Below are 26,609 nucleotides of genomic sequence, written 5' to 3'. Positions count from 1 at the left end.
TCGGTCTCGGTCATCTTAACGGAGCCGACTGCGAGACCGCTGCGCCTTGTCGTCAGCCCGCCTCGCAGGTGGGCAGGGCGGCCGTCGAACCGCCCGTCGAAACGGCATCGAGCACGGCGAGCGAGTCGTCGAGCGTCGTCACCGCGAAGACGTCGAGTCCGTCGGGAACGTGCCCGACGACCTCGTCGCAGTTGTCGACGGGAGCGAGGAAGTAGTCGGCGCCCGAGCGCACGGCGCCGTACATCTTCTGGCGGATCCCGCCGATCGGGCCGATGGTGCCGTCGCCGGTGATGGTGCCGGTGCCCGCTACGTTCTTGCCGCCGTTGAGTTCGCCGGGGGTGAGCTTGTCGATGATGCCGAGGGCGAACATCTGGCCGGCGCTCGGGCCGCCGACCTTCTCGAGCTGGATGGTGACGTCGATGGGGAACGTGAAGTCGCCCTTCACCGTGATGCCCACGATGGGTGCCGAGGCGGTGCCGCCGCTCATCACCGGGGTGACCGCGAGCGTCTGCTCGGCGCCGTCGCGCTCGATCACCACGGTGGCCGGGGTGTCGACGCCGTTCTCCGCGATCGTCGCCTTCAGCCCAGTGACGTCGGTGAAGGTCTCGCCGTTCACGCTCACGATCATGTCGCCGGTCTCGAGCTGCCCGGACGCCGGGGTGCCCTCGCCGACGTCGACGACCTCGAGGCTCGTCGTGAAGTCGTAGTCGAGCTGGGTGAGCGCCGCCGCGATCGCCTCCTGCTGCGAATTCTGCATGTCGGTCTGGCTCTGCTCGTTCGACTGCTCGACGGTGACGCCCTCGGGGTACACGCTGTCGAGAGGCACGACCGCCTTGCTCGAATCGAGCCAGGCCGAGGCGACCTGGAACCAGTTGAGCCGGTTGTCCCGGTTGCCGTTGATCGACACCGTGAGCATGTCGAGCGATCCGCCGGTGGGGTAGGTCGTGGCATCCGCGATCTCGATCATGGGGACCTCTTCTCCCCCTACCTCCACCTGTCCGAGCGTGTTGAAGACCGGGCCCGGCTGTTCGATGACGTACGGCGACGGCACGACCGCCACCACGAGAGTCACGAGCATCGCGAGCAGGATGAGGGACCAACCGATGGTCGAGCCACGTGAGCGACGCGGCCTCGAGACCGGGTCGGAATCGGCGAAAAGCGCCACCGTAATCCTTTTGTTTAGACGGACGAAAAAGAGTGTTCGCCACGGGCGCACAGCCAGAAGATCCAGCCTAGGCGAAAACCCAGCCCCATCCGGCGTGCAGCGGCTAGCGTAGTTTGCATGCCTGAAGATTCGCGGGAAGAGCCGTCCGAAGAAGAGTTCCGTGAAATGCTGCGCGCGTTTCTCGAGGGCAACACCGACCTCGACCCGAGCAAGCTGGCGAGCGCTGCCGGGCTGCCCAACGACCCCGAGGTGGTCGCCCAGCTGATCGCGCAGCTGCAGAACGCGCTGAAGACCAGCGGCGATGGAATCAACTGGGGTCTCGCTCTCGAACAGGCGAAGAACATCGCATCGCGCACGACCGTGGTGTCGCTTCCGGCCGAACGTTCGCAGCTCGAGCAGGCCTTCCACGTGGCGTCGCTCTGGCTCGCCGAGGCCACGGAGATCTCCGAGCTCACCGTCGAGCCCCGGTTGATGAGCCGCAGCGAGTGGGTCGCCGCCACCATGCCGATCTGGATCCAGCTCGCGGAGCCGGTCGCCACGAGCATCGCCGATTCGCTCACCGACGTGCTGAAAGACCAGGCGCCCGAAGAGATGACCGACATGATCGCGGGCGCGAGCCAGCTGATGCGCAACGTGGGCGGCACCCTGTTCGCGATGCAGCTCGGCCACGTGGTCGGGCAGCTCTCGAGCGAGGTCGTCTCCGGCGGCGACATAGGCATTCCGCTGCTCGGTTCGCTGGCCGCTTCCGAGCACGAGGAGTCCGACCAGCAGGCCGCGATGATCCCGCAGAACGTGGCCGCCTTCGCGTCGGGCCTCGACGTTCCCGTCGACCAGGTGCAGCTCTACCTGGCCGTGCGCGAACTCGCCCACGCCCGCCTGTTCCGTCACGCGAAGTGGCTGCGGCTGCAGCTCATGACGTCGATCACCGAGTTCGCCCACGGCATCCGCATCGACACGACCCGGCTAGAAGAGCTGGCGAGCGACTTCGACCCGGCGAACCCCGAAGAGCTGCGCGCGGCCATGACCAGCGGCGCCCTGATCCCGCCGAAGTCCGACGACCAGCTCGCCGCTCTCGCCCGCCTCGAGACCACGCTCGCCCTCATCGAGGGCTGGGTCGATGTGGTGACGGCCCAGGCGACGTCGCGTCTGCCCTCCGCGGTGGCGATCGCCGAGACCGTGCGCCGTCGCCGCGCCTCGGGAGGCCCCGCCGAGTCGGCGTTCGCCACCCTCGTCGGCCTCGAACTGCGACCGCGTCGCCTGCGCGAGGCGGCCGCCATGTGGCAGGCGGTAACGGATGCCGTCGGTGCCGAAGCGAGGGACGACCTGTGGCCGCACCCCGACCTCGTGCCCACGGCGGAAGACATCACGGACCCCAGCGCCCTCGTCGCACGGCTCAAGGCCGGTACCCCGGCGCCGGACGACATCGACCAGGCGATCGAAGACCTGCTCAACGACGATTCGAGCGAACGCCCGCGCGAAGACTGACCGCCCGCCGGCGCCACTGTGGATAGTTCGCTCGCGCCCTAGCCCGGCCGTGCCATCCTCTCCCGCATGGTGCTGAAACTCGACCCGCGGTATCCGCTCGTGTGGCGTTCGCCCTCGAGCCTGCAGCTCGGCGTCGCCTCCCCCGTCGTCGTGCTGCACGAGGTCTCGACGGCCGACGAGCTGATGCTCTCGGCGTTGCTCGCGGGCGTCAGCAAGCCCGGTCTCGACATGATCGCGCGCGGCGGCGGGGTGGACGAGGCCGCCGCGGCCGCACTGCTCGAGGCGGTCGCTCCCGCCCTGGAAAGCCCGGCACCCGAGCGCGCCCGCTCCGTGGCCCTCGTCGGGTCGGGGGCGACCGCCGACCGTATCGCCGCGACGCTCGCCGCCGAGGGGGTCCGCGTGAGCCGCGCGAGCGAGGTCGAGGCGGCCGCCGCCGTCGAGTGCGACCTGGCGATCGCGGTCGGGCACTTCGTGCTCGCGCCCGACCTGCACGGTCTGTGGCTTCGCCGCGACATCCCGCACCTGCCCGTCGTGCTGTCGGACACGAGCTCGAGCGTCGGCCCCATGATCGAGCCGGGAGTCGGTCCATGCCTCTACTGCCTGCAGCGGTACCACACCGACGCCGACCCGGCCTGGCCGGCGCTCTCGGCCCAGCTGTGGGGGCGTCGGTCGCCGATCGAGACGGCCCTCGTGGCCGGGGAGATCGCGGTGGCGGCGAGCCGCGCGGCGCTCGCGAGGCTCGACTCGGGGAACGCGGCATCCGCTCATGTGTCGACGGAGATCGACTCGCGGTCGGGGGCGACCACGATCCACACCTGGCGGCCGCACCCCGAGTGCGGCTGCACGGGCGTCAGCGTTGCAGCTCGGCGAGAAAGCGGCTCGCCTGCCGCTGTCCGGGGCGGTAGCCGCCGGAGTTCGTACCCGTCGCCGCCCACGACAGGCTCAGCTTTCGCCGAGCCCGCGTGATGCCGACGTAGAGCAGGCGGCGCTCCTCGTCGATCGCCTCCTCGGTCTTCGCGTAGGTGATGGGCACGAGCCCCTCGCTCAGACCGACGAGGTGCACGGAGTCCCACTCGAGTCCCTTCGCCGAGTGCAGCGTCGCGATGGTCACGGCCGAGAGCGTCGGTTCGTGCTGCGCCGCCTGGCGCTCGAAGAGGTCGTCGACGAAGTCCTTCAGCGTGGTCCCGGCCGGCGTCTGCTCGGCGAGGCCCATGAGGGCGTTGAGCGATTCCCAGCGGTCGCGGACCGCGCCGCGGGTTTCCGGCGCCTCCTGGGTCCAGCCGAGGGAGCGCAGCACGTCGCTCACGGTCTTGAACAGCGGCTCGCCCTGGATCGAGACGGCGGCGCCCTTGAACATCATCAGGGCCTCCTTGATCTCGCGCAGCTCGAAGAAGCGGGTCGCGCCGCGCACCAGGTAGGGCACGCCGATCGCGTTGAGCGCCGCCTCGATCGCGGCGGCCTGCACGTTGATGCGGAACAGGATGGCGATGTTCTCTGGCCGGGTTCCTTCGGCGATCTCGTCGGCCACGGCCTTGGCCACGGCGCGCGCCTCGGTCGTGTCGCTGTCGAAGCCGTCGACGAGCGGCGGGCGCATCGCGCCGGGCGGAACCTCGGCGTCGGGCGGCGAGTGCAGGGTGAGCGCGCCGGGCCGCCCCTTCATCAGCCGGTTGGCTGCCTCGATGATGCCGGGCGTAGAGCGGTAGTTCTGCTCGAGACGCACGACGGTGGCGTCGTGGTACGCGTTCTGAAAGCCCAGCAGGTATTCCGGTGTCGCGCCCGCGAACGAGTAGATGGTCTGGCTGGCGTCGCCGACGACGCACAGGTCGTTGCGCTCCCCCATCCACAGCTTGACGAGGTCGTGCTGCAGCGGCGAGACGTCCTGGTACTCGTCGATCACGAAGAAGCGGTACTGCTCGCGCACCTGCTGGGCGACCCGGGCCTCGGTCTCGATCATGCCGGCCGTGGCGAGCAGCACGTCTTCGAAGTCGAGCTGGCGGCGTTCGTCCTTCAGGTTCTCGTAGGCCTGCTGCAAAGCCGTGGCCTTGTCGATGGTGAGCGCGGGCGGCAGGGTGCGCGACTGCGCCGCCACACCGTACTGCTCGATGCTCAGCCGCGAGACCTTGCGCCACTCGATCTCGGCGGCCGTGTCGCGCAACGTCGCCGTGTCGAGCTTCAGCCGGATCGTGTCTGCCGCCTGGGCGAGCAGGCGCGCCTTGCTGTCGATGAGCCGCGGCATGGTCCCGCCGACGACCTGCGGCCAGAAGAAGTTCAGTTGCGAGAGGGCGGATGCGTGGAAGGTGCGCGCCGAGACGCCCGCGGCCCCGAGGTGGCGAAGTCGGCTGCGCAGCTCGCCCGCGGCCCTGCTGGTGAACGTCAGCGCCATCACCCGTCCGGGCGGATACACGCCGGTCGCGACCCCGTACGCGATGCGGTGGGTGATCGCGCGGGTCTTGCCCGTGCCGGCGCCCGCGAGCAGGCAGACCGGGCCCAGCAGGGTCTCGGCCGCGACCCGCTGCTGGTCGTCGAGGCCGGCGAGGAGGCTCTCCGCGCTGCGGAGCTCGCTCGTGGTCACGCCGAGCCGTCGTCGAGCGGGCCGCCGTACCAGCGTTCGATGATCGAGCGGGCGATCGAGGTGGGACCGGGCAGCAGGATCTCGCCGAGCGAGTCGCGAAGTTCGTCGCGGGTGAACCAGCGCAGTTCGAGGATCTCGTGGCCGTCGGGTGTGAGCAGGCTCTCGACGGCGGGGTCGACGCGGGCGGTGAAGCCGAGCATGAGCGACGCCGGGAAGGGCCACGGCTGGCTGCCGAGGTAAACGGGGTCGATGACGTTGATGCCCGACTCCTCGAAGATCTCGCGGATGACGGCGGCCTCGAGCGATTCGCCGGGTTCGACGAAGCCGGCGAGCAGCGAGAACCGGTTGCTCGCCCAGAGCGCGTTCGAGCCGAGCAGCAGGCGGTCGTGCGAGTCGGTGACGCCCACGATGATCGCGGCGTCGGTGCGGGGGAAGATCTCGCGCCCCGTTGTCGGGTCGACACGCGTCCAGCCCGCCTTGCCCGGGGTGGTGGCGACGCCGGTCTTCGGCGAGAACGGGTGCGAGGCGTGCCAGTTGACGATGCCGAGGGCCTCGGTGAAGAGACCGGCGTCACGGTCGCTCAGCAGACCGCCGATCTGCCGCAGGTTGCCCCAGTCGGACTCGGCGAGGTGGCCGGCGTCGGTGAGCACCGCCGCCACCACCGGGGTGCCGACCGGCTCGGGGCTGGTCGTCGAGATCGAGCGGCCGAGGTAGACGTAGAGCTCCGCGGTCGGTACGGCGGTCACCGGCACGAGGGCCAGAGACGTCGGGGTGGCCAGCAGCGCGCTGCCCTGGAACAGCGGGAGGATGCGCGTCGCGGGATCCTGTAGGAGCGCACCGATGGCATCCGGAGCATCGCGGGTCAGATAGTCGCGGTCGACCTCGTAACGTGACAGAGGTAGCCGAGCAAGGAAAGAATTCGGCATGATCAGGCCCATCGGAAGTGCGTGGCGTTCGGGGTAAGCGGGGGTGTGGCGATCTACCCTGTTGGGTATGGCCAGATCCCATCTCACTCTAGCCGCGCTCGCGACCTCAGCCGTCGACGACCTCGACCTCGTTGCCACGTCGAGCTTCGGCTCGGCGCAGAACAACGACTTCGACGCGGCCCTGCTCACCGCTCGTGATGGTCGCCACCTCATCATCCGGGTCCCGCGCAACGAGCGGGCGGAGGCGGAACAGTCCGCCGACCTCGTCGCTCTGCGCGCCATCAGCGCCGGCGTGCGCACCCGCCTCCCCTTCGCGGTCTCCAGCTACGTCGGGCAGGTTCCCGTCTCGGGCACCCGCGCGGTCGTCTACGACTTCGTCTACGGCACCAAGGTGGGCCTCGGCCGCCTCGACGCCGGACCGCGTGGGCTCGCCGCGGCGATCGGCTCGTCCGTCGCCGCCGTGCACATGCTGCCCACGAGCTTCGTCGCCGACGCCGGCCTGCCCGTGCTCGCGGCCGGTGAGTGCCTGCGCGCCGCCGTCAGCGTGATGGACCGCGCCTCCGCGACCGGCCTCGTGCCGCCCGCGCTGCTCGGACGCTGGGAACGCGCCACCGAGGACAGCAAACTCTGGCAGTTCCAGACCACCCCGATCAACAACGCGCTGAGCGCCGACTCGTTCCTGTCGGCAGACGGCGTCGTCACCGGCCTGCTCGGCTGGCAGGAGCTGCGCGTCGGGGACCCCGCCCGCGACCTCTCCTGGCTGCTCGGCGCACCGGAAGCCGTCGCCGACAGCGCCTTCGACGCCTACACCGCGGTCCGCGGCTCGGGCGACCGCCACGTGCGCCAGCGGGCGAAGCTGTACGCCGAGCTCGAGATCGCCAAGTGGCTGCTGCACGGCACCGACACGCGCAGCACCGAGATCGTGGATGACGCGGTCGAGATGCTCAGCGCGCTGGTCGACTCGACCCTCAACGACGTGATGAACCCGCTGAACCCGCAGACGATGGAGACCTCGACGATCGAAGACGTCGAGGCGCTGCTCGACCGAACCGAGCGCGCGGTCTAACCCGCCGCGCCGGTCGGGGAGGTCGCTCAGCGAGCGTGCTAGCCCACGCTTTCGCTCCAGAGGGTCAGCAGCTCGGCCTCGTCGAAGATGCGGTCGGGTGTGACGACGGTGTCGTCGGCCACGAAATAGAACACCGCGTCGATGAGCGCGGGGTCGATGCCGGCCCAGCGCGCGTAGGCGAGCCGGTAGAGCGCCAGTTGCAGCTGCTTGCGTTCGAGGTCCGCGGCGTCTTTCGGCGCCTTGCCCGTCTTCCAGTCGACGACCTGATAGCGGTCGCCGTCGCGGTAGACGGCGTCGATCTTGCAGACCACGATGCGCCCGTCGAACGGCAGGTGGATCTCGCGCTCCACGTCGACAGGCCGGCGGCCGGCCCAGACCGAGCGGGCGAAGACGTCTTGCAGCCGCACGAGTTCGGCGTCGTTCGAGACGGCGTCGCCCTCGTCAAGCTCGAACCCGAGGGTGTCGAGCTCTTCGCTCGTGCCACCCATGCCGTACCGCTGCTCGACCCAGGCGTGAAAGAGCGTGCCGATCTGGGTCGCCTTGTACGGACGTTCCGGCATCGGCCTGCGCAGCGACGAGGCCACGGATGCCGGCTCGCTCACGAAGTCTTTGAAGCGAGAGGCGGAGACGCGGGTGGGAACCGCCACCACCTCGTTCGCACCGAGACGCGCGGCCCGCTCGCGCAGCAGCAGGGTGAGGTCGTCGCTCCACTTCCCCGGCGAATGGAGCGCGTTCCACGTGAGCGTCTCGTCGGCGATCGCTTCCCTGACGACAGCCGCCCCCTGCTCCACGCGCTGCCGCCGCACACCCAGCGGGTCGACGGGCCACTGCAGGTATTCCGGCTCGCTGCCGAGCGGGTTCTCTTCGTTCTCGCTCTCGACCGGCAGCTCGCCGATCACGCCCGACTCTTCGAGGTCGAGCAGGAACTCGCTCGGCGTTCGCGGCTTCGACTGCTTCGACCAGAACGACCCGCTGAGCAGCAACGAGTGCCGGGCCCGGGTGACGGCGACGTAGGCGAGACGGCGCTCCTCGAGCCGGTGCCGGGCCTCGAGGTCGAGCTTGAACCGCTTGCGGTTGTCGTCGAACTCCTTCTGCGTCTCGATGCCGCGCCACCGCAGCAGAGGCAATTCGTTCGCGTCGCCGCGGAACTCGTAGGGGAGGGCGCCGAGCGACAGCCAGCCGTTGTAGCCGTCTTTCGCGGCGCCGGGAAGCTCGCCCTCGACGAGGCGTGGCACGGCGACGATGTCCCATTCGAGCCCTTTCGAGCCGTGGATCGTGAGCAGTTGCACGGTGCCGGGCTCGGGGTCTTCGGGGCGGGGGCCGAGGCTGTCGCGCCACTCGGCCACGGCGAGCCAACCGAGGAAACCGCCGAGGGAGGCGCGGTCGTCGCTCGCCAGGTAGCCACCGAGCGCGTCGAAGAAGGCCTCGAGGTTGCCGTTGCCGAGCGGCACCCGGTCGTTCGCGGCCACCTCGATGTCGAGCATGAGCTCCTGCTCGACGAGGGTGACGAAGTCGACGAGGTCGAGCCCGGCACGCGACCGAAGGCGGGCGAACAGGGCACCGGCGTCGCGCAGCCGGTCGAGGCCGGCCTCGCTGAAGTTCTTGAGTGCACCGTGCTCGCGGCGGGAGTGGGCGATGAAGTCGAGGGCCTCGACGATCGAGCCGCCCTCGTTCTCGGCGACCGAGTCGCGCATGGCCTGCTTCAGGTCGTCGTCGAGCGGCTGCTGCGCGTAGTCCCGGTCGCGCAGCCACGACGCGAGGCGGCTGAGCGCGTGGATGTCTTGGACGCCGAGGCGCCAGCGCGAACCGGTGAGCAGACGGATGAGCTGCGAGCCGGCGGTCGGATCGTTGACCACCCACAGCGCGCTCACGAGATCGACGATCTCGGGTTCCTGCAGCAGGCCGCCGATGCCGAGCACGTGATACTTGACGTCGGCCGCATCGAGCGCGGCGGTGAACACCGACATCGTGGAGCGGGTGCGCATGAGCAGAGCCGCGGAACGTTGCTCGCCCTTCGCCGACGGGACAGCCAGTTGCGCCTTGAGCCAGGCCGCGGTGGCCGCCGCCTCGTCGTTGACGGTCTCCTCGAACACGACCGAGAGGTCTTCGCCGGAGGCCGCCGGGCTCGCCGTGAGTGCGCCCACCTCGACCGTGGTCACGACGTTCAGTTTCTCGACGAGGGCGTTGGCCGCGGCGAGGATCGCGTGCCCGTTGCGCCAGCTTGTCGAGAGGTCGAACTTCGCTACGGTGGCGGGCGTGCTGCTGAAATCGGCCGGGAAACCGCCCAGGTTCGCGGCACTGGCGCCGCGCCATCCGTAAATCGACTGGTGCGGGTCTCCGACGGCCATAACGGCGTGGTCACGGAACAGTCTCTTCAACAGGCGGGTCTGCACGACCGACGTGTCCTGGTACTCGTCGAGCAGCACGACAGCGAAACGCTCGCGCAGTTCTTCGGCGACCTTGGGCACGCGTTCGGTCGCCGTCAGAGCGAGCGACACCTGATCGGAGTACTCGACGAGCCCCCTGCTGGCCTTCGCCTCGGCGAACGCGTCGGCGAGGTCGAGCAGCACCGGCAGGCCCTGCACCGCCTCGACCGCCTTGCGCACCTCGGGATAGCGGGCGTTCGACCGCCCGCCGTAGGGCAGTTCGAGCACCGAGCCGAGCTCGCCCACCATGCGGCGCACGTCGTCGGAGCCGTGCTCGATCTCGCTCAGCTCGTGATTGAGGTTGATGACGGCCTTGGTCACGACGTCGACGCTTTTGTCGAGATCGGCGAGGCGCTCGTCGTGGCTCGCGACCACGATCGACCGGGCGAGCTGCCAACTGGATGCCTCGCTCAAGACCGCGGCGTCGCTCTCCCGTCCGATGAGCGCGGCGTTGTCGCGGTAGATCGAGTTGGCGAAAGAATTGTAGGTCGCGACGGTCGGAGCGTCGAAGACGTCGTAGTCGTCGCCGATGAGGCCGGCCACCGCAAGCTGTTCGATGCGTTCGCGGATGCGCGTGGCCAGTTCGCCGGCCGCCTTGCGCGTGAAGGTGAGCCCCAGCACCTCGCTCGGTTTGACCATGCCGTTGGCGAGCAGGTAGAGCACGCGGTTGGCCATGGTCTCGGTCTTGCCGCTTCCGGCGCCCGCGATGACAAGGGCCGGGGCGAGGTCGGCCTCGATCACGGCACGTTGCTGCGGCGTGGGCGGGTTGCCCTTGATCGCCGCCGCGATGTCGAGAGCACTGACTCTGGTGGAGACGGTCGTCATGGGTATCACGCGCTGACCGCCTTGACCAGATGGATGCGGTACTTAGGGTCGTTACCGGAGCCGTAGCTGTCGAGGTTCAAGACCCCCGCGAACTCGGCGGCCGCCATGCCGATCGCGGCGAGCTCGATGCGTGCCCGCAGCTCGTCGAGTTCGGGACCGACGAGCGGACCCTGGACGGCCTCGCGGTACAGCTTGCCGCCTTTGCCGGATGCCACGTAGAGCAGTTTCGCGCCGCCGGGCTGGTGGCCGTCGGGCAGTTGTTCGAGCACGCCGTGGTCGTAGGCGAGCTGGTAGGCGCCGAGCTGGGCGTTGGTGTCGATTTTCGTCTGGTTGGTCTCGGCGCGCCCGGTCTTGAGGTCGACGATCACGATCGAACCGTCTTCGTGCTGCTCGACCCGGTCGATCTTGCCGTTGAGCTTGCCTCGGCCCACGAGGACGCTGAACGCCGCCTCGGGCGCGACCAGCTTCCGACCGGCGGAGTGGAAGTCGTGCAGGTACTCGGAGAGCCCGGCGGTGAGCACGCGTGCCGCGCGCTTCTGCTTCTCGGCGAGCCACGGCGACTCGAAGAGCAGCTCGCTCCAGCGCGACTGCACGGCCTCCCAGAGCGCGTCGAGCGAGGGGTCGGTTGCCGTCTCCATCGCCCAGTGCACGATCGTGCCGAGCCCCATGGCGGTGCTGGTCTGGGTGCCGCTCATCACGTCGATGAACCAGTTGAGCGGGCTCTCCTCGAACGCCTCCAGCTTCGAGGGCGAGACGCCGACGACCACGTCGGGGTCGTCGAGGTCGTGCAGGGGGCCGGTCGTCGAGGGCTGCAGCACGCCGTGCCATTCGGCGGGATCCGCGCCCGGAACGCTCTCGCGTGCCAGTCGGGCGAGGGAAGCCGCGGCATCCGCCCGGTCTGCCGCGGCGAACAAGGCCGACGCGTCGGGGCGGGGCCGCACGAGTTCGCGCCGCAGCCTCCCGGTGACACCGCGCAGCGAGAGCGGGTGCCACTCGGTCGGGTCGAGGGCCTCGGCGAGGCCGGCCGGCACGAGGCCGAACAGCACGGATGCGGCCTCGTCTTCGTTGGCGACGGCGGTGAGGATCACCTGCGTGCTGGCGCGCGACACGGCCAGCGCGAACATGCGCAGCTCGTCGCCGAGCACCTGCTTGCGCTGGTCGACCGCGTCTGCCCCCGCGTCGCCGCCCGCCGCGGCTAGGGTCGACTTCGACGCCTCGACGAGCGCCTGCGGGTAGAGCAGCGAGCCGCGGATGCGCAGGTTGGGCCACACGCCCTCCTGCAGCCCGGCGACAGCGACGACGTCGAACTCCATGCCCACGGCTCCCGACGGCGTGGTGACGAGCACGGACTCGCCGCTCGTCTGAGGGGCGAGGGTGTCTTCGGGTACCTCGGCGCCCAGCAGGTCGTCGATGAACAGGCGGGCGGAGTCGTTGGGGCGCCGCTCGGCGAACCGGCGCGCGGCGGTAAAGAGGGCCATGACGCCGTCGAGGTTGCGGTTGGCGTCCGCCGCGGTGAGTCCGGTGCCGAGCGCTTGCTCGAACCAGACCTTGGCGAGGCCCGAGCGCTCCCACACCAGCCAGAGCAACTGCTCGATCGAGCCGTCGGTCTGCGCGAGCTCGCGGGTGGCCGTGAGGGTCTGGGCGATGCGGTCGGCGTTGCGCCCGATGCGGTGGTCGATCGTCGCGAACCGGCCGGGCGCACCGAGCGCCTCGACGAGCAGTTCGTCGCTGCCGCGGTTGCCGCCGCCCGCGAGCTCCTCGGCCCGCAGCGCGACCCGCAGGCGGCGCAGGGCGAGCCGGTCGAATCCGCCGAACGGGCCGAGCATGATCTCGGTGGCGACCGGCGGTGTGAGTTCGGTGCGGCCGAGCGCGACGTCGACGACGGTGACGAGCGCGCGCGCGGCGTGGTCGTCGCGCAGGGCGGTCGCGCCGGCGAGGGTGTGGGTGGGCACCTCGGCGAGCGCGAGCGCCCGCGAGACCGGGCGGATGAGCGAGCCGGTGCGCACCACGACGGCCATGCGGGAGAACGACACCCCGCCGAGCAGGTGATGCTGGCGGAACAGGCGCGCGATCGCCGCGACCTCGCGGGCCGGCGTCGCGGCACTCACCGTGACGACGGGTTGGTCGGATGCCACGCCCCCCGCGACGGCAGCGTGCTGCCTGCCGGCGGCGGCGGTGCCGATGCGGTCGGTCACCGCGCTGGTCAGTGCGCGCAGTTCTGGGCCCTGCCGGTGCGCGGTGCTCAGGATGAAGGTGCGCAGGCCCGGCAACCCCAGCCGCGTGGACAGCGTGCCGAGGGCGTCGCGCTCTCCGCTGCGGAATGCGTTGGTCGCGACATCCGGATCACCGAACGCGACCACCGCGACGCCGCGCGCCACGAACGCGCGCAGCAGGCCGATCGTGGCCTCGGTGGTCTCCTGAAGGTCGTCGACGATCACGAGTTTGAGCCGACCCAGCTTGTCGCCGATGTCGCCCTCGAGCGCGGCCGTGGCGAAGGCCATGAGCTCTGCGGCGTCGAGGGCGTTCTCGGCCATCGAACCTACGATGCCGAGGTACTCGTCGATGAAGTCGGCCGCCGCGACCCACTCGGCGTGGTCGTGCAGCGCGCCGAGCTCGCGCAACCGCTGAGGCGAGACGCCGAACTCGGTCGCGCGCATCATCAGTTCGCGCAGCTCGGTGCGGAAGCCGCCCAGCTGCCGCACCTCGGGCGCGAGAATGTCGGGCCACGCGGGCCCGGTGCCGTCGTCGATGTGACCCTGCAGGATCTCTTTGACGATCTGGTCTTGGTCGCCGCCGGTGAGCAGCTTGGGGCGGTCGGCCCCGGCGATCTGGGCGGCGTGCTGCACGAGCTCGAACGCGACGGAGTTGGTGGTGCGGGCGATCGGGCCGTTCGTCGCGACGCCCAGGCGCAGAGCGAGGGAGTCGCGCAGGCGGGTGGCGGACGCCCGGTTCGGGGTGAGCACGACGAGTTCGTCGGGGTTCCACCCTCGCTGCAGCACACGGTCGGCGACGAGCTCGATCAGCGTCGCCGTCTTGCCGGTGCCGGGCGCGCCGATGACCGCGGCCGATTCGTCGTCTGCGGTGTCGATGACTACCCGCTGCGAGGGGTCGAGATCCACACCCGCGGTGCCCGCGACGGGAGCGCTCGCTCGTTCGAATCCCCGGATGGCCACGCTCAATACGGTACCCGGCGGCACCGACACGGCCGGCTACGGTTATGCCAGGAGTGAACGTGTCGGCGGCGCGCTCGCGCGGTGTCGTAATCTTGCTTCGTGGACATTCGCATCGGAATCATCAACAGCCCCCGTGAGATCAATTTCGAGTCGTCGCAGACGGCCCAGGAGGTCGAGACCATCGTCGCGACCGCCCTCGAGACGGACACCAAGTTCGTCAAGCTCGTCGACAGCAAGGGCAAGCTCTACCTCGTTCCCGTCTCGGGCATCGGCTACATCGAGATCGGCTCCGAGTCGACCCGCCGCGTCGGCTTCGTCGCCTGACCCATGGAGCTGCTGTTCGTCGTTCTCATTGCCGCGGGCGTCGGGTTCGCCCTGCCGTTCCTGCTGCGCGGTCGTGAGACCTACGGCGTCGCACTCCCCGCCGGTGTGGCGGCGGCCGTGTCATCCGTCGTCTGGGTGGGCCTGCTCTGGCTCGGCTTCACCTTCGACGGCGGCTGGATCTGGGTGATCGCCCTCGCGGTCGGCATCCTCGCCGCGCTCGTCGTGGCGCTCCGTCTCCCTGCGCGTCGGCACGTCGCCGACCGCGCACTGCTGACCGAGCTGTCGGGCGGCCGCGCCTAACCGACGCCACCCAGGGCCGGTTGTGGTCTGTACCGCGGCGCGAACAGCGCTAGGCCGTGAGGCCGAGGCCGTCCATGCGGCGGGTGTGTGCTGCGATCAGCTCGGTGAACACCGGCTCGATGCGCGCCTCGTCGCTCACACTGTTGGCGCTCGGCGCGAGCGTCGCGCGGGCCACCAGCATCGTGTCGCCCACGAGCCGCCTGCCCCACATGGCCAGGCGCGAGTCGAGCTTGTCGTCGGCCTCGATCTCGCGGCGCAGCTCGTCGGCGAGCAGCTCGGCACCGGAGTCAGCGCGCAGCACCGTCGTGACCCGACCGGCGTAGTCGGTGGGGAGCCCGGCAGCGAGGTGCACGAAGAAGTCGTCGAGGAAGCCCGCGGTGATGTGGCAGGCGAGCAGTTCTTCGAACCAGTCGCCGCCCTGGGTGACGCGCTGGAAGTCGTCGATCGAACGCGTGAACGGCTCCATCACGGCGCCCGGCTCTTCGCCGTGGCGGCGGATCTCGGCGGTGAGGCCGTGGTGCTTGGCGAGCGACAGCGCCGCAACCCGGCTCAGCACCTCTTTCGCCTCGGTCGTCGGCGCGACGGCCATGGCTCGGCCGAGGTTTTCGAAGATCGTCAGCTGCAGGTACGCGGCCTTGCCGAGGAAGGTGAGCAGGTCGGGCGTGAGTTCAGCCAGGTCGACCTTGGTGGCCGGTTCGGTCTCGGACCGGGGACGAAGACGCGGAACTTCTGCGCGCTTGCCCGTGCGCGAAAACCAATTGACCACGTGCCCAGCTTAGGGGGCTGATCCGCCGCGGGCAGCGCGGCGACCCCTCTTCCCAGCACAAACGGCTAAACTAGCCGCAATGCCCCCCATTTCTGGCGGGGGCCCTACGCCCTAGGACAAAGCGGGCGTACCTCGTAATCCGTAAGGGCTATCTCAATTGACATTCGCTGATCTCAAAGTCGACCAGGACATGGTCGACGCGCTCGCAACCAAGGGCATCGTCGAGCCCTTCCCCATCCAGGAGCAGACCATCCCCATGGGTCTCGCCGGACAGGACATCATCGGCCAGGCCAAGACGGGTACCGGTAAGACCCTCGGGTTCGGCCTCCCCCTGCTTCAGGAACTCGGCCTGAACCCCGCCCCCGGGGTGCAGGCGCTCGTCGTCGTACCGACGCGCGAGTTGTGCGTCCAGGTTGCCGAAGACCTCACGCTCGCGGCATCCAACCGCTCCACCACCGTCGCGGCCATCTACGGGGGCAAGGCCTACGAGGGCCAGGTCGAACAGATCAAGGCCGGAGCACAGGTCATCGTCGGCACGCCCGGCCGTCTCCTCGACCTCGCGAGCCAGCGCATGCTGTCGCTCAAGGACATCAAGGTCATGGTGCTCGACGAGGCAGACAAGATGCTCGACCTCGGCTTCCTCAGCGACATCGAGAAGCTCTTCGCCCAGACGCCGACGAACCGTCACACCATGCTGTTCTCGGCCACGATGCCCGGCCCGATCGTGGCGCTCGCTCGTCGCTTTATGAACAAGCCGATCCACATCCGCGCGACCGACCCCAACGAGGGCCTGACGCAGAAGAACATCAAGCACGTCGTCTACCGCGCGCACTCGCTCGACAAGGACGAGGTCATCGCCCGCATCCTGCAGGCCGAGGGCCGCGGCAAGACCGTCGTCTTCACCCGCACCAAGCGCGCGGCGGCGAAGCTCGTCGAGGAACTCAACGACCGCGGATTCAACGCGGCCGCCGTGCACGGAGACCTCAACCAGGACCAGCGCGAGCGCGCGATGGTCGCGTTCAAGGCCGGCAAGAAAGACATCCTGATCGCCACGGATGTCGCGGCTCGCGGTATCGACGTCAATGACGTGACCCACGTCATCAACCACACCATCCCCGACGACCACGACACGTACCTGCACCGCGCCGGCCGCACCGGCCGCGCGGGAAAGACCGGCATCGCCGTCACGTTCGTCGACTGGGACGACATGCACAAGTGGTCGCTCATCAACAAGGCGCTCGAGATGGGCATCCCCGAGCCGATGGAGACCTACTCCTCGTCGCCCCACCTCTACGCTGACCTCGACATCCCCGCAGACTCGAAGGGCCGCCTGAAGACGGCGGGCCCGCCCCGCGTCCGCGAACCGCAGGCGGCCTCGGGCTCGCGCGACGGCGGTCGCGGCGGTCGTGACGGCGGCCAGCGTTCCGGCGGCGACCGTGGCGGACGCCCGCCGCGCGACTCCGCCGCGGGCGGCTCGAACGCCCCCGCGACGACCCCCGCGGCCGACGGCGCCTCCCGTCCGCCGCGCAGCCGCAACCGTTCGCGCACACGTCGCCCGTCGACGCCCGCGGCCGAGTAACACCGCTCAGCGCAACGAGGGGCCGGGCTCACGCCCGGCCCCTTTTTCGCGCGCCGGAACGATCGCACCGCACTCCGCGCGCACCTCAGGCAGAAAGGGGCTGGGTGTAGTCGTCGCCGCGGGTTCGGGCGGCGGGCGCCGCAGCATCCGCGAATCTGCCTGAGTTGCGAGACCCGAGCCGGCTAGAACGGCCGAGAGCCCGTCGCGGTCGCGAGCAGCTTCTCCAGCACCTCGGGACTCGTCGTGTTCTCGGCGAGCCGGTTCGGCTTGCCCTCGCCGTGGTAGTCGCTCGATCCGGTGACCGCGAGGTCGAACATCTCCGCGAGTTCGAACAGGCGCTCCTTGCCGCTCGCGGTGTTGTCGCGGTGGAACACCTCCAGCCCGAACAGTCCGGCGTTCTTGAGCTTGGCCATGTTGCGCTCGTCGATCACCCAGTCGCGCCCGCGGGTGCCGGGGTGCGCGAGCACGGGCGCTCCCCCGGCCGCGACGATGAGCTTCACGCCGTCGAGCGGTGACGGCGCGTAGTACTTCTCGTAGTAGCCGCTGCGCCAGTGCAGGATGCTCTCGAACGCGGCGCTGCGGTCGGTGACGAATCCCTTCTCGACGAGCGCGTCGGCGATGTGCGGGCGGCCGATGGTTCCTCCGTCGACGGACTGCGCGAGCACGTCGTCCCAGGTGATGGCGTAGTCGGCGGCGATGCGCTCCACGATGCGTTCGGCCCGGTGCAGCCGCCCGTCGCGGATCAGGGCGGTCTCGCGCAGCACGTTCACGTCGCTCGGGTCGAAGAGGTAGGCGAGCATGTGCACGCTCGCGGGGCCGTGGTTGGTGCTCAGCTCCATGCCGGGAACGACCATAAGACCGGTTCCGGATGCCGCGGCGCCCGCCTCTGCCCAGCCCGCGGTCGAATCGTGGTCGGTCAGCGCCACCGCGCTCAGGCCCGCGTCGACCGCCGCTTCCACGAGCTCGCTCGGTGTCTCCGTGCCGTCGGAGACGCTGCTGTGGGCGTGCAGGTCGATCGGTCCGGTCATCCTGCAACTCTATTGCGGCCGCGGCCCGCCCCAGCGCGAACGGGTATGGTGAGGGGCCATGTTTCGCCGAGTCCTCGCTGCCGCCGTCGTCGTGGCCGTCGCCGCGGTGCTGTTCGTGTTCGCCTGGCCCCAGTTCTTCGGCCTGCAGCAGACGTTCGGCATCGCCCACGTGGTCTCGTTCAGAGCAGCGGCGGCACTCATCGCGATCGCGCTCATCGTCGGTCTCACGCTGCTCGCCTTGCTCGCCCGGCCGGTTCGCCGGTTCTTCGCGACGCTCGCCGTGCTGCTTCTCGCGTTCACGCTCGTCAACGCCGCAGTGCTCTCGACCCGCGGCTTCGGCGACACCGCCTTCGAGACGGCGGGCGACTCGACCGTCACCGTGCTCTCCTGGAACACCCTCGGCGACGTACCGGGGGCCGCGACCGTGGCCGACCTCGCCATCGAGAACGACGCCGATATCCTCACCCTGCCCGAGACCACGAAGGCGTTCTCGCTCGAGGTCGCGGCGTTGATGAAGGCGGCAGGGCGACCGATGTGGGTCGAGACCACCGCGTTCGACCAGATCTCGAAGTCGCGGTCGACGTCGGTGCTGTGGAGCGCCGACCTCGGCACCTACACCGTCGACGAGAGCGTCGGCCAGACCGCGACTCTGCCGACGGTGGTGCTGCGTCCCGACGACGGGTCCGGCCCGACGATCATCTCGGTGCACGCCGTGGCGCCGATCCCCGGCGAGTTCCGTAACTGGCAGGCCGACCTCGACTGGCTCGCCGACACCTGCGCCGGCGAGAACGTGATCATGGCCGGCGACTTCAACGCGACCCTCGACCACATGAGCGGGCTCGCGTCGTCGGCGACCACGACGCTCGGCGACTGCGCCGACGCGGCACTGGCGACCGGCAACGCGGCCGTGGGAACGTGGCCGACGACCGCACCGGCGCTGCTCGGCTCGCCGATCGACCACGCCATGGCGACCGAGAACTGGCGTGTTTCCGGCATGCGCGTCGTGCAGGACCAGGACGGCGCGGGCAGCGACCACCGCCCGCTCGTCGCGCAATTCGCGCCGGCGGGGTGACCTCGGGCGCATCCGCGGTATTCCGCATCGCGACACCCCCGAAAGGGTCGTGGACACGGCCCGAAGTTGATGCGACCATCGGCGTAGGCACGCTACAGCAGGCGGGCCGGAAGGATGTGGCCGTGTTGGCCTCAGAACTACTCGTCGTCCCGCTCGTGACCGTCGCCCCCGCGGCGTCGACCGACGCCTGGCAGCCGGTGTCTGCCACCGCCCACGTGGCGCAGGGCGGGCCCGTCGACTCCTTCCTCTCCATCCTCCCCGAGGACGCCAACGGCACCGTGCGCGGTGCCCGCCGCTCGACCTGGCGGCGCTGACCCCTGTCCACCCTCGCCGACCGGCGAGAGGGGCACAATAGAGGGATGGCTGACAACACGACCGACGCCCCGCGCGCCACCTCCAACCGTTCGACGACCCCGGTGTCCACGTCGTTCAAGGATTTCATTTCATCGGGATGGGCTGAAAGACCGGATGCCACGCCGGAACCCAGGGAGCAGACACCGTTCGCCGCCGCCCGTCGCGCCCGCGTCTCCGCCCTCTACGCGGGCAAGCGCGTGATCGTGCCCGCCGGCTCCGCGAAGGTTCGCTCGAACGACACCGACTACCCGTTCCGCGCCCACTCCGCCTTCGCCCACCTCACCGGCTGGGGCGCCGACGCCGTGTCCGGAAGCGTGCTGGTGCTCGAACCGACGGCGGACGGCCACGACGCCACGCTCTACTTCCGCGAGGCGGCCGGTCGCGACTCCGACGAGTTCTACGCCAACTCCGACATCGGCGAGTTCTGGACCGGCCCCCGCCCCTCGCTCGCACACGTGGCCGCCGACCTCGGACTCGCCACCGCCAACCTCGACGGCTTCGCCGCCGTGCTCGACGCCATCGACGCCGACACCGTCGTCGTGCGCGAGGCCGACCGCGACATCACCGACCAGGTCGACGGGCGCCGCCTGCTCGCAGCCGACAGCGAGAACGTCGAGAACGACGCCGATCTCGACCTGGCGCGCGACCTGAGCGAACTGCGCCTCGTGAAGGACGCCTACGAGATCCGCCAGATGCGCCTCGCCGTCGACGCCACGAAGAAGGGCTTCGACGACGTCATCGCCGACCTTGGCGAGATCGTGGCCCACGAGCGAGGCGAACGCCTCGTCGAGGGCACGTTCAACCGGCGCGCCCGCGCTGACGGCAACACCGTGGGATACGACACGATCGCGGCATCCGGCCCCCACGCCTGCGTGCTGCACTGGACCCGCAACGACGGCCCTGTGGTTCCGGGCGACGTGATCCTGCTCGACGCCGGCATCGAACTGGAGAGCTACTACACCGCCGACATCACGCGCACGCTGCCCGTGAACGGCACGTTCACCGAGGTGCAGCGCCGCGTCTACGAGGCCGTGCGTGAGGCCGCCGACGCCGCGTTCGCGATCGTGCGCCCGGGCATCCGCTTCCGCGACATCCACGCCGAGGCCATGAAGGTCATCGCTGCGAAGACCGCCGAGTGGGGCCTGCTGCCGGTCACGGCCGAGGAATCGCTCGAGCCCGAGGCCCAGTACCACCGCCGGTACATGGTGCACGGCACGAGCCACCACCTCGGCATCGACGTGCACGACTGTGCCCAGGCGCGGCGCGACCTCTACCTCGACGGGGTGATCGAGGCGGGCATGGTGTTCACCATCGAGCCCGGCCTCTACTTCCAGCCCGACGACCTCACGGTGCCCGAGGAGTACCGCGGAATCGGCGTGCGCATCGAAGACGACATCCTCGTCACCGATTCCGGTGCGGAGAACCTCTCGATCGGCATCCCGCGCACGGCGGACGACGTGGAGGCGTGGCTACAGGGCTAGTCCCACCAGTCGGGCATCATCGCCATGAGCACGTCGGCGACCCTGTCCTTGTCCCAGTGGTCGGAAACGACCGCGACGGCGATCGCGCCGACCAGGCCGTTCGCCACGAAGGCGGCGACGAGGTCGGGGTCGCCAGGGATGTCGCCGGGGTCGACCGACTCGCTCAGGTGCTGCCGGCTCGAGACGGTGAGGTGGCTCGACAGCACGTGCTGGATCGTGCCGTCGGTCGCGTCACCGAGCGCCAGGCGGTAGATCGCGAGGTGGCGGTCGATGTGCGCCGCGGTGTCGGCGATCGCCTTGCGGGTCACGAGGTCGGCCGCGAGATCGCCGTCGAGACGCAGCTGGGTGTCGGCTTCTCGCACCTCGTCGAGTTCGCTCGTCAGCGCGTTGGCGAGCAGCGCCGACGGCGACGCGTAGTGCGCGTAGAAGGTCGCGCGGTTGATGCCGGCCTCGCGCGTGACATCCGACACCGTGATGCGCGAGATCGGCGTCGCCGCGGCGAGGGTGAGGACGGCGGTCTTCAGGGCCGCTGCGGTGTTGAGAATCCGGGCGTCGACCATGGGGCGACTATACCGACGAATTCTCGGGACGGTCGAGAAGCTGCTGGGCTTTCGCCGTCAACTGCGGGTCGATGATGATCTGGTAGCTCGACGCGAGCACCTGGTGGGTCGACGTGAAGTCGCGGCGGCGACGGCCCATCGAGTAGCTGACGATGCCGAACAGCATGCCGAAACCGGCGCCGATGAGCGCGGCCGCGGCGACGAAGCCGATCTGCGGAGTCGTCGAGAACAGGAAGAGCAGCACACCGAAGAAGAGCCCGAACCAGGCGCCGCTCGCCGCACCCGTCGCGGCCGCACGGCCGTAGGTGAGCTTGCCGGTCACGCGCTCGACAGTCTTGAGGTCGTTGCCGACGATAGCGAGCTGCTTCACCTCGAACTCGGCCTTCGACAGCCGGTCGACGACGGCCTGGGCCTCCGGGTACGTCTCGTAGGTACCGAGAACGTCGCCCTGCGGCAGGCTTGGCTGGGCTTGGGGTCTGCGTCCGAAGGCGCTCTGGTTGCTCACGAATCCCATTCTTCCATTGCGGCGGTAGGGTTTTACCGTGAGCGCCACACGAGTTTTTGCTGCCCGCCTGACCGGGTGCTCCGTTTTCGACCCCAACGGAGACAAGGTCGGCCGCGTGCGCGACGTGCTCGTCGTCTACCGCAACAAGCAGGCACCGCGGGTCGTCGGCTTCGTCGTCGAGGTGCCGGGCAAGAAGCACGTCTTCCTCTCGATCGGCCGCGTCACCAGCATCGGTTCGGGCCAGGTCATCACGACCGGGCTCATCAACCTGCGCCGGTTCGAACAGCGCGGCGGCGAGATCCGGGTGATGGCCGAACTGCTCGGCCGCAAGGTCACCCTCGCCGACGGTTCGGGCGAGGCCACCATCGAGGACGTCGCGATCGAAGAGACCGGCCTCGGCGAGTGGGAGATCGCGCAGCTCTTCTGCCGTCGCCCCAAGCCGCCAGGGTCGCCGTTCGGCAAGGGCGCCACGATCTTCGTGCGCTGGCGCGAGATCAGCGAGAAGACCACCGTGGGCGAGGCCCAGTCGGCCACCCAGCTCGTGGCGAGCTACGCCGACCTGCTGCCCGCCGACCTCGCGAACGCGATGCTCGACCTCACCGAACAGCGCATGTTCGAAGTGGCCGAAGAACTCAGCGACGACCGTCTCGCCGACGTACTGGAGGAGATGCCCGAGAGCGAACAGGTCGACATCCTCAACCAGCTGGACGACGACCGCGCGGCAGACGTGTTGGACCAGATGCAGCCGGATGACGCGGCCGACCTCATCGCGCACCTCAGCGACGAGCGGGGCGAGGCACTCCTCGACCTGATGGAGCCCGAAGAGGCCGAAGACGTGCGCTTCCTGCTCGCGTACGCCCCGGATACCGCCGGTGGTCTGATGACCACCGAGCCGATCATCGTCTCGGCCGACGCGACCGTGGCCGAGGGCCTCGCGCTCATCCGTCGGCACGAACTCGCCCCCGCGCTCGGCGCCGCCATCTGCGTCACCCTGCCGCCCTATGAGTCGCCCACGGGCCGCTTCCTCGGCATGGTGCACTTCCAGCGGATGCTGCGCTACCCGCCGAACGAGCGGCTGGGCACGCTGCTCGACCAGACCCTCGAGCCCGTGCGCGCCGCGGCGAGCGCGGCCGAGGTCTCCCGCATCCTGGCGAGCTACAACCTCGTCTCGGTGCCCGTGGTCGACGAGAACCACCGACTGGTCGGGGTGGTGACCATTGACGATGTCCTCGACTATCTGTTGCCCGACGACTGGCGAAGTACCGATTCCGACGAAGAGAAACCGGAACCCGCCCCCGTACCCGTAACCACCTCGAGCATCCCTGTGAAGGGAAGGAGGACACCGCATGGCACGCACTAACCGCATCAACCGAGCCGAGACACGACTCGACTCCCCCAAGGGCCTGCGCACGGCCTTCCGCTTCGAGAGCCGCGACCGCTTCGGCCGGTTCACCGAGTCGATCGCCCGCGGCATGGGCACCCCGTGGTTCCTGCTCGGCCTCAGCGTGTTCGTGGTCATCTGGATGATCTACAACACGGTGGCGCCCGAGGGCATCCGGTTCGACTCGGCCGCGATCGGCTTCACCGCGCTCACGCTCATCCTGTCGCTGCAGGCCTCGTACGCCGCGCCGCTCATCCTGCTGGCGCAGAACCGGCAGGACGACCGCGACCGCGTGCAGATCGAGCAGGACAGGCAGCGCTCGGAGCGCAACCTCAACGACACCGAGTACCTCGCCCGCGAGGTCGTGGCCCTGCGGCTCGCGATGCGGGATATGGCGTCGAAGGACTTCATCCGCAGCGAGCTGCGCAGCCTGCTGGCCGAGCTCGACGAGCGCGACGGCACGAAAGAGACCGCGGATTAGCGCTTCGACAGGCTCAGCGACCGAAGCGCAGGTTCTGACCGCTCTGCGTCGCGTCATCGACCCCGAAATCCGCAAGCCGATCGTCGACCTCGACATGATCAGCGGCGTGAGCGTCGCCGGTGCGACCGCGAGCATCGCGCTCAAGCTCACCATCGTGGGCTGTCCGGCCGCCGACACGATCGAGCGCGACGTGCGGGAGGCCGCGGCATCCGTCTCGGGCATTTCGTCCGTCGACGTCGACGTGAGCATCATGACGCGCGCCGAACGCGACGCCCTGACCGACAAGCTCCGCGGCGGGCGGGCCAAGACCGTGCAGTTCGGCCCCGACTCGCTCACGCGCATCTACGCCGTGACGAGCGGCAAGGGCGGCGTCGGTAAGTCGACGCTCACCGCCAACCTCGGCGTCGCGCTCGCCGCCACGGGACTGCGCGTCGGCATCGTCGACGCCGACGTGTTCGGCTTCTCCATTCCGGGCATCCTCGGCATCGCCGGCGCGACGCCGACCCAGGTCAACGACATGATCCTGCCGCCGCTCGCGCACGACGTGAAGGTCATCTCAATCGGCATGTTCGTTCCTTCGACAAGCTCGGGACAAGCGGCAGACAGGGTCGTGTCCTGGCGCGGCCCCATGCTGCACCGCACCATCCAGCAGTTCCTCACCGACGTGTATTTCGGCGACCTCGACGTGCTGCTGCTCGACCTCCCGCCCGGCACCGGCGACATCGCCATCTCGATCGGCCAGCTGCTGCCCCAGGCCGAGATCATCGTCGTGACTACCCCGCAGCCGGCCGCCGCCGAAGTCGCGGAGCGCAGCGCCCTCGTCGCCCGGCAGACCGGACAGAAGGTCATCGGCGTGATCGAGAACATGGCGGGCCTGGCCCAGCCGGACGGCTCGGTTCTCGACATCTTCGGCAGCGGGGGCGGTGCGGATGCCGCGTCCCGCCTGTCGACCGCGGAGGAGCCGGTGTCCGTGCTCGCCGCCATCCCCATCTCCATCGCCCTGCGCGAGGGCGGCGACGCCGGCCTGCCGATCGTGATCTCGCACCCCGACGATCCCGCCGCGCGCGCCATCAGCGCCCTCGCCGGGCAGCTCGCCGTGCGCGGCCGCGGGCTCGCCGGCCGCAAGCTCGGCTTCACCGTCACCTAGCGGCGCCCCCGTCAACGGCGTTGCGCCGGCCCGAGGCCGCGTACTAGACCGGACCCATGACACAACTGCACTGGGTCGGCACCGACAGCACCGGCGGGGAGACGACCGAGACGACCGAGGTCACGATGTCGGCAGACGGATGCCACGTCGACGGCCTGGTCGAGGGGGCGGTCGGCGTGCGCTACGCGATCGACACCGACGCGAGCTGGGCGACCCGCACCGTGCGGCTGGCCACCGATTCCAGCTCGCTCGTGCTGTTCGCCGACGGGCACGGCAACTGGACGGAGGGCGACGGGCGTCTGCTCGACCGGCTGGCCGGAGCGATCGACGTCGACATCACCGCCACCCCGCTGACCAACACCCTGCCCATCTGGCGGCTGGGGCTGGGAGTGGGCGAGAGCGCCGACATCGTGACGGCCTACATCGCGCTGCCGGGACTGACCGTGACCGCCGACCCGCAGCGTTACACCCGGTTGGACGAGCGCAGCTACCGGTTCGAGTCGCGCGACTCCGACTTCCACCGTGACATCACGGTCGACGATGCCGGCTTCGTGGTGGACTACCCGGGGCTGTTCCGCCGGGCGTGAGCCGCGGCATCCGCCGGCCCGCTGGGGCTGCCGGACCGTTGCGCGGCGTATTTCCGCTGGCGCCGCAGAAATTTCGTCCGCGTCGGTGAAAATCCACCGCGCAGCGGGTGCGACCGTGTCGACCGACCCCGCCCGTTAACGACAGAAGCGCAGCGGCTCAGTGTGAGCTGCTGCGCTTCCGGACCGCGACCTGGTCGCCGTCTGAGTGCGCCGTCAGGCGCGATGCGCCGACTACGCGCGGCGGGTCGGGATGCGGCCGTAACCGTCGCGCACCGTGATGACGACTGCTCCGACGATGCCGGCTACGGCGAGGGCGCCGATGATGATGAATTCGATGATCATGGGTATTTCTTTCTCTAGGTCTGAAACAATTCAAGCCCTGCCGAAGCGTTAGCACAATCGCATACTTCTTGTGCATATATGTAGAGTTGCTACATGGACGTGAGACGGTTGGAACTGCTGCGCGAACTCGCCGAGCGCGGAAGCATCACGGCGGTGGCAGCCGCGACAAATCGCACGTCATCTGCGGTTTCCCAGCAGCTCAAGGTGCTCGAACGCGAGGCGGGCATCCCCCTCACCGAGCGCCGCGGCCGGGGCATCGTGCTGACCGGCGCGGGACGCATGCTCGCGCAGACTGCGACCGACGTCGCCGTCGCGCTCGAGCGGGCCGACGCGCTCTGGAACGACTTCAAGCAGGCACCGAGCGGCGATGTGACCCTCACGATCTTTCCGACCGGCGGGCAGATGCTGCTGCCCGGGCTGCTCACCGCTATCCGGGACGTCGCCGGGCTCACACTCGACTGCAGCGACCAGGATCCCCTGCTCCCCGACTTCGCCGACCTGACGCCCGACTTCGATATCGTCGTGGCCGACGCGCCGGCGATCCTGCCGTCGTGGCGCGAGCGCGGGCTGGCAGTCGTGCCGCTCATGACGGAGCCGCTCGATGTGGCCCTGCCCGAGGGACACCCGCTCTCGGAGAAGAAGTCGCTCTCGCCCAGAGACGTGATCGACGAGACCTGGATCGGTGTTCCCGCCGGTTTCCCGTTCGACCGCATCCTGCGCCAGATCGAGACCGCGAACGGTTCGCCCGCCAGGGTGATGCAGCGCTTCGTCGACAACGGCATCGTCGAGTCGATCGTCGCGGCGGGCCACGGCATCGCGATCCTGCCCCGGTTCACCACCCGTGATCACGAGAACGGCCTCGTCACCCGGCCGCTCACCGGCGTGCGCGCGGTGCGCAAGATCTCGGCGCTCATGCGTCCCGACCGGGCCGAGCGGCCGTCGGTACGACTCGTGGTGGAGGCGTTGCGCACCGAGGCCGCCCGCTTTCAGGCCGAGCACGAAACGGCGTCAGCTGGTTGAGAAGCCGGCTGAGCCTGCGGAGGAGGATTCGCGGCCGTATCAAA

23 protein-coding genes are annotated in these 26,609 nt (G+C 69.6%); 14 read left to right on the top strand and 9 right to left on the bottom strand.

Features of this window, described 5'->3' with window-relative positions; all coding sequences use genetic code 11:
• Positions 1-52 precede the first annotated feature (52 nt).
• The gene (locus tag IEV96_RS00540; protein ID WP_188508773.1) at positions 53-1,165 is read right to left on the bottom strand and encodes a YlbL family protein; all 1,113 of its coding nucleotides are present in this window, start codon (positions 1,163-1,165) and stop codon (positions 53-55) included.
• 117 nt (positions 1,166-1,282) lie between these two features.
• On the opposite strand from IEV96_RS00540, the gene IEV96_RS00535 reads away from it, so the two are divergent.
• Positions 1,283-2,650 carry a zinc-dependent metalloprotease gene (locus tag IEV96_RS00535; RefSeq protein ID WP_188508772.1) on the top strand — a complete coding sequence of 456 codons (1,368 nt, stop codon included), beginning with the start codon at positions 1,283-1,285 and terminating at the stop codon, positions 2,648-2,650.
• Positions 2,651-2,716: 66 nt separating this feature from the next.
• The gene (locus IEV96_RS00530; RefSeq protein WP_188508771.1) at positions 2,717-3,616 is read left to right on the top strand and encodes a hypothetical protein; all 900 of its coding nucleotides are present in this window, start codon (positions 2,717-2,719) and stop codon (positions 3,614-3,616) included.
• Here the strand turns inward: IEV96_RS00530 and IEV96_RS00525 are convergent.
• Positions 3,501-5,222, bottom strand: coding sequence for an ATP-dependent helicase (locus IEV96_RS00525; protein ID WP_188508770.1), 1,722 nt, complete (start codon positions 5,220-5,222; stop codon positions 3,501-3,503). The two genes, IEV96_RS00530 and IEV96_RS00525, sit on opposite strands and share 116 nt — an antisense overlap.
• Positions 5,219-6,148: an NAD(+) diphosphatase gene (gene nudC / locus IEV96_RS00520; RefSeq protein ID WP_188508769.1), complete on the bottom strand. Its 930-nt coding sequence runs from the start codon at positions 6,146-6,148 to the stop codon at positions 5,219-5,221. Before nudC ends, IEV96_RS00525 begins: the two co-directional genes overlap by 4 nt.
• Positions 6,149-6,215: 67 nt before the next feature.
• On the opposite strand from nudC, the gene IEV96_RS00515 reads away from it, so the two are divergent.
• Positions 6,216-7,214 carry a phosphotransferase gene (locus IEV96_RS00515; RefSeq protein WP_188508768.1) on the top strand — a complete coding sequence of 333 codons (999 nt, stop codon included), beginning with the start codon at positions 6,216-6,218 and terminating at the stop codon, positions 7,212-7,214.
• Positions 7,215-7,252: 38 nt separating this feature from the next.
• Here the strand turns inward: IEV96_RS00515 and IEV96_RS00510 are convergent, their stop codons facing one another.
• Both IEV96_RS00510 and IEV96_RS00505 read right to left on the bottom strand, forming a co-directional pair.
• Positions 7,253-10,465, bottom strand: a complete 3,213-nt coding sequence (locus tag IEV96_RS00510; protein ID WP_188508767.1) for an ATP-dependent helicase — start codon at positions 10,463-10,465, stop codon at positions 7,253-7,255.
• Between the two features lie 5 nt (positions 10,466-10,470).
• Positions 10,471-13,638, bottom strand: coding sequence for an ATP-dependent helicase (locus tag IEV96_RS00505; RefSeq protein WP_188508766.1), 3,168 nt, complete (start codon positions 13,636-13,638; stop codon positions 10,471-10,473).
• Between the two features lie 99 nt (positions 13,639-13,737).
• Between IEV96_RS00505 and IEV96_RS00500 the strand changes: the two genes are divergently transcribed.
• On the top strand, positions 13,738-13,962 hold the full coding sequence (locus IEV96_RS00500; RefSeq protein WP_188508765.1) for a DUF3107 domain-containing protein: 225 nt from the start codon (positions 13,738-13,740) through the stop codon (positions 13,960-13,962).
• A 3-nt stretch (positions 13,963-13,965) separates the two neighbouring features.
• Positions 13,966-14,262 carry a hypothetical protein gene (locus IEV96_RS00495; RefSeq protein WP_188508764.1) on the top strand — a complete coding sequence of 99 codons (297 nt, stop codon included), beginning with the start codon at positions 13,966-13,968 and terminating at the stop codon, positions 14,260-14,262.
• Between the two features lie 49 nt (positions 14,263-14,311).
• On the opposite strand, the gene IEV96_RS00490 is transcribed toward IEV96_RS00495, so the two are convergent.
• A complete protein-coding gene (locus IEV96_RS00490; RefSeq protein ID WP_188508763.1) occupies positions 14,312-15,028 on the bottom strand; it encodes a ferritin-like fold-containing protein in 717 nt (238 codons plus the stop codon).
• A gap of 157 nt (positions 15,029-15,185) precedes the next feature.
• Between IEV96_RS00490 and IEV96_RS00485 the strand changes: the two genes are divergently transcribed.
• Positions 15,186-16,607, top strand: a complete 1,422-nt coding sequence (locus IEV96_RS00485; protein WP_188508762.1) for a DEAD/DEAH box helicase — start codon at positions 15,186-15,188, stop codon at positions 16,605-16,607.
• A gap of 182 nt (positions 16,608-16,789) precedes the next feature.
• Here the strand turns inward: IEV96_RS00485 and IEV96_RS00480 are convergent, their stop codons facing one another.
• Positions 16,790-17,635: a PHP domain-containing protein gene (locus IEV96_RS00480; RefSeq protein WP_188508761.1), complete on the bottom strand. Its 846-nt coding sequence runs from the start codon at positions 17,633-17,635 to the stop codon at positions 16,790-16,792.
• Positions 17,636-17,693: 58 nt separating this feature from the next.
• On the opposite strand from IEV96_RS00480, the gene IEV96_RS00475 reads away from it, so the two are divergent.
• The 3 genes from IEV96_RS00475 (at position 17,694) to IEV96_RS00465 (ending at position 20,542) form a co-directional block, all read left to right on the top strand.
• The gene (locus tag IEV96_RS00475) at positions 17,694-18,707 is read left to right on the top strand and encodes an endonuclease/exonuclease/phosphatase family protein (RefSeq protein WP_188508760.1); all 1,014 of its coding nucleotides are present in this window, start codon (positions 17,694-17,696) and stop codon (positions 18,705-18,707) included.
• Between the two features lie 122 nt (positions 18,708-18,829).
• Entirely contained in the window at positions 18,830-19,021 is a 192-nt protein-coding gene (locus IEV96_RS00470) for a hypothetical protein (protein ID WP_188508759.1), read from the top strand.
• A 45-nt stretch (positions 19,022-19,066) separates the two neighbouring features.
• On the top strand, positions 19,067-20,542 hold the full coding sequence (locus IEV96_RS00465) for an aminopeptidase P family protein (RefSeq protein WP_188508758.1): 1,476 nt from the start codon (positions 19,067-19,069) through the stop codon (positions 20,540-20,542).
• Here IEV96_RS00465 and IEV96_RS00460 read toward each other — a convergent pair.
• Together IEV96_RS00460 and IEV96_RS00455 are read right to left on the bottom strand one after the other, a co-directional pair.
• Complete coding sequence (locus IEV96_RS00460; protein WP_188508757.1) at positions 20,539-21,102, bottom strand: TetR/AcrR family transcriptional regulator; 564 nt, start codon at positions 21,100-21,102, stop codon at positions 20,539-20,541. The two genes, IEV96_RS00465 and IEV96_RS00460, sit on opposite strands and share 4 nt — an antisense overlap.
• Positions 21,103-21,109: 7 nt before the next feature.
• Complete coding sequence (locus IEV96_RS00455) at positions 21,110-21,607, bottom strand: YflT domain-containing protein (RefSeq protein WP_229732887.1); 498 nt, start codon at positions 21,605-21,607, stop codon at positions 21,110-21,112.
• A gap of 37 nt (positions 21,608-21,644) precedes the next feature.
• Here IEV96_RS00455 and IEV96_RS00450 point away from each other — a divergent pair, with 37 nt between their 5' ends.
• The 5 genes from IEV96_RS00450 (at position 21,645) to IEV96_RS00430 (ending at position 26,565) form a co-directional block, all read left to right on the top strand.
• A complete protein-coding gene (locus IEV96_RS00450) occupies positions 21,645-22,967 on the top strand; it encodes a magnesium transporter MgtE N-terminal domain-containing protein (protein ID WP_188508755.1) in 1,323 nt (440 codons plus the stop codon).
• Complete coding sequence (locus tag IEV96_RS00445; RefSeq protein WP_188508754.1) at positions 22,954-23,469, top strand: DUF1003 domain-containing protein; 516 nt, start codon at positions 22,954-22,956, stop codon at positions 23,467-23,469. The genes IEV96_RS00450 and IEV96_RS00445 overlap by 14 nt, the downstream gene beginning before the upstream one ends.
• Positions 23,465-24,616, top strand: a complete 1,152-nt coding sequence (locus IEV96_RS00440; protein WP_229733324.1) for an Mrp/NBP35 family ATP-binding protein — start codon at positions 23,465-23,467, stop codon at positions 24,614-24,616. Before IEV96_RS00445 ends, IEV96_RS00440 begins: the two co-directional genes overlap by 5 nt.
• A 56-nt stretch (positions 24,617-24,672) precedes the next feature.
• The gene (locus IEV96_RS00435; RefSeq protein WP_188508753.1) at positions 24,673-25,203 is read left to right on the top strand and encodes a putative glycolipid-binding domain-containing protein; all 531 of its coding nucleotides are present in this window, start codon (positions 24,673-24,675) and stop codon (positions 25,201-25,203) included.
• A gap of 435 nt (positions 25,204-25,638) precedes the next feature.
• Positions 25,639-26,565: a LysR family transcriptional regulator gene (locus tag IEV96_RS00430; RefSeq protein ID WP_188508752.1), complete on the top strand. Its 927-nt coding sequence runs from the start codon at positions 25,639-25,641 to the stop codon at positions 26,563-26,565.
• The last annotated feature ends 44 nt before the right edge of the window (positions 26,566-26,609 follow it).

The sequence above is a fragment of the Conyzicola nivalis genome (assembly GCF_014639655.1).
In the GTDB taxonomy this organism is placed as follows: domain Bacteria; phylum Actinomycetota; class Actinomycetes; order Actinomycetales; family Microbacteriaceae; genus Conyzicola; species Conyzicola nivalis.
Note: the sequence above shows the minus strand (reverse complement) of the source record. Positions and strands in the feature narration are given on the sequence as shown.

Excerpts from the sequence above, each read along its gene's own strand:
- IEV96_RS00465 (WP_188508758.1), top strand. The coding sequence starts at position 19,067 with ATGGCTGACAACACGACCGACGCCCCGCGCGCCACCTCCAACCGTTCG.
- IEV96_RS00495 (WP_188508764.1), top strand. The coding sequence starts at position 13,966 with ATGGAGCTGCTGTTCGTCGTTCTCATTGCCGCGGGCGTCGGGTTCGCC.
- IEV96_RS00445 (WP_188508754.1), top strand. The coding sequence starts at position 22,954 with ATGGCACGCACTAACCGCATCAACCGAGCCGAGACACGACTCGACTCC.
- IEV96_RS00515 (WP_188508768.1), top strand. The coding sequence starts at position 6,216 with ATGGCCAGATCCCATCTCACTCTAGCCGCGCTCGCGACCTCAGCCGTC.
- IEV96_RS00460 (WP_188508757.1), bottom strand. The coding sequence starts at position 21,102 with ATGGTCGACGCCCGGATTCTCAACACCGCAGCGGCCCTGAAGACCGCC.
- IEV96_RS00480 (WP_188508761.1), bottom strand. The coding sequence starts at position 17,635 with ATGACCGGACCGATCGACCTGCACGCCCACAGCAGCGTCTCCGACGGC.
- IEV96_RS00510 (WP_188508767.1), bottom strand. The coding sequence starts at position 10,465 with ATGACGACCGTCTCCACCAGAGTCAGTGCTCTCGACATCGCGGCGGCG.
- IEV96_RS00535 (WP_188508772.1), top strand. The coding sequence starts at position 1,283 with ATGCCTGAAGATTCGCGGGAAGAGCCGTCCGAAGAAGAGTTCCGTGAA.
- IEV96_RS00430 (WP_188508752.1), top strand. The coding sequence starts at position 25,639 with ATGGACGTGAGACGGTTGGAACTGCTGCGCGAACTCGCCGAGCGCGGA.
- IEV96_RS00530 (WP_188508771.1), top strand. The coding sequence starts at position 2,717 with ATGGTGCTGAAACTCGACCCGCGGTATCCGCTCGTGTGGCGTTCGCCC.
- nudC (WP_188508769.1), bottom strand. The coding sequence starts at position 6,148 with ATGCCGAATTCTTTCCTTGCTCGGCTACCTCTGTCACGTTACGAGGTC.
- IEV96_RS00435 (WP_188508753.1), top strand. The coding sequence starts at position 24,673 with ATGACACAACTGCACTGGGTCGGCACCGACAGCACCGGCGGGGAGACG.
- IEV96_RS00475 (WP_188508760.1), top strand. The coding sequence starts at position 17,694 with ATGTTTCGCCGAGTCCTCGCTGCCGCCGTCGTCGTGGCCGTCGCCGCG.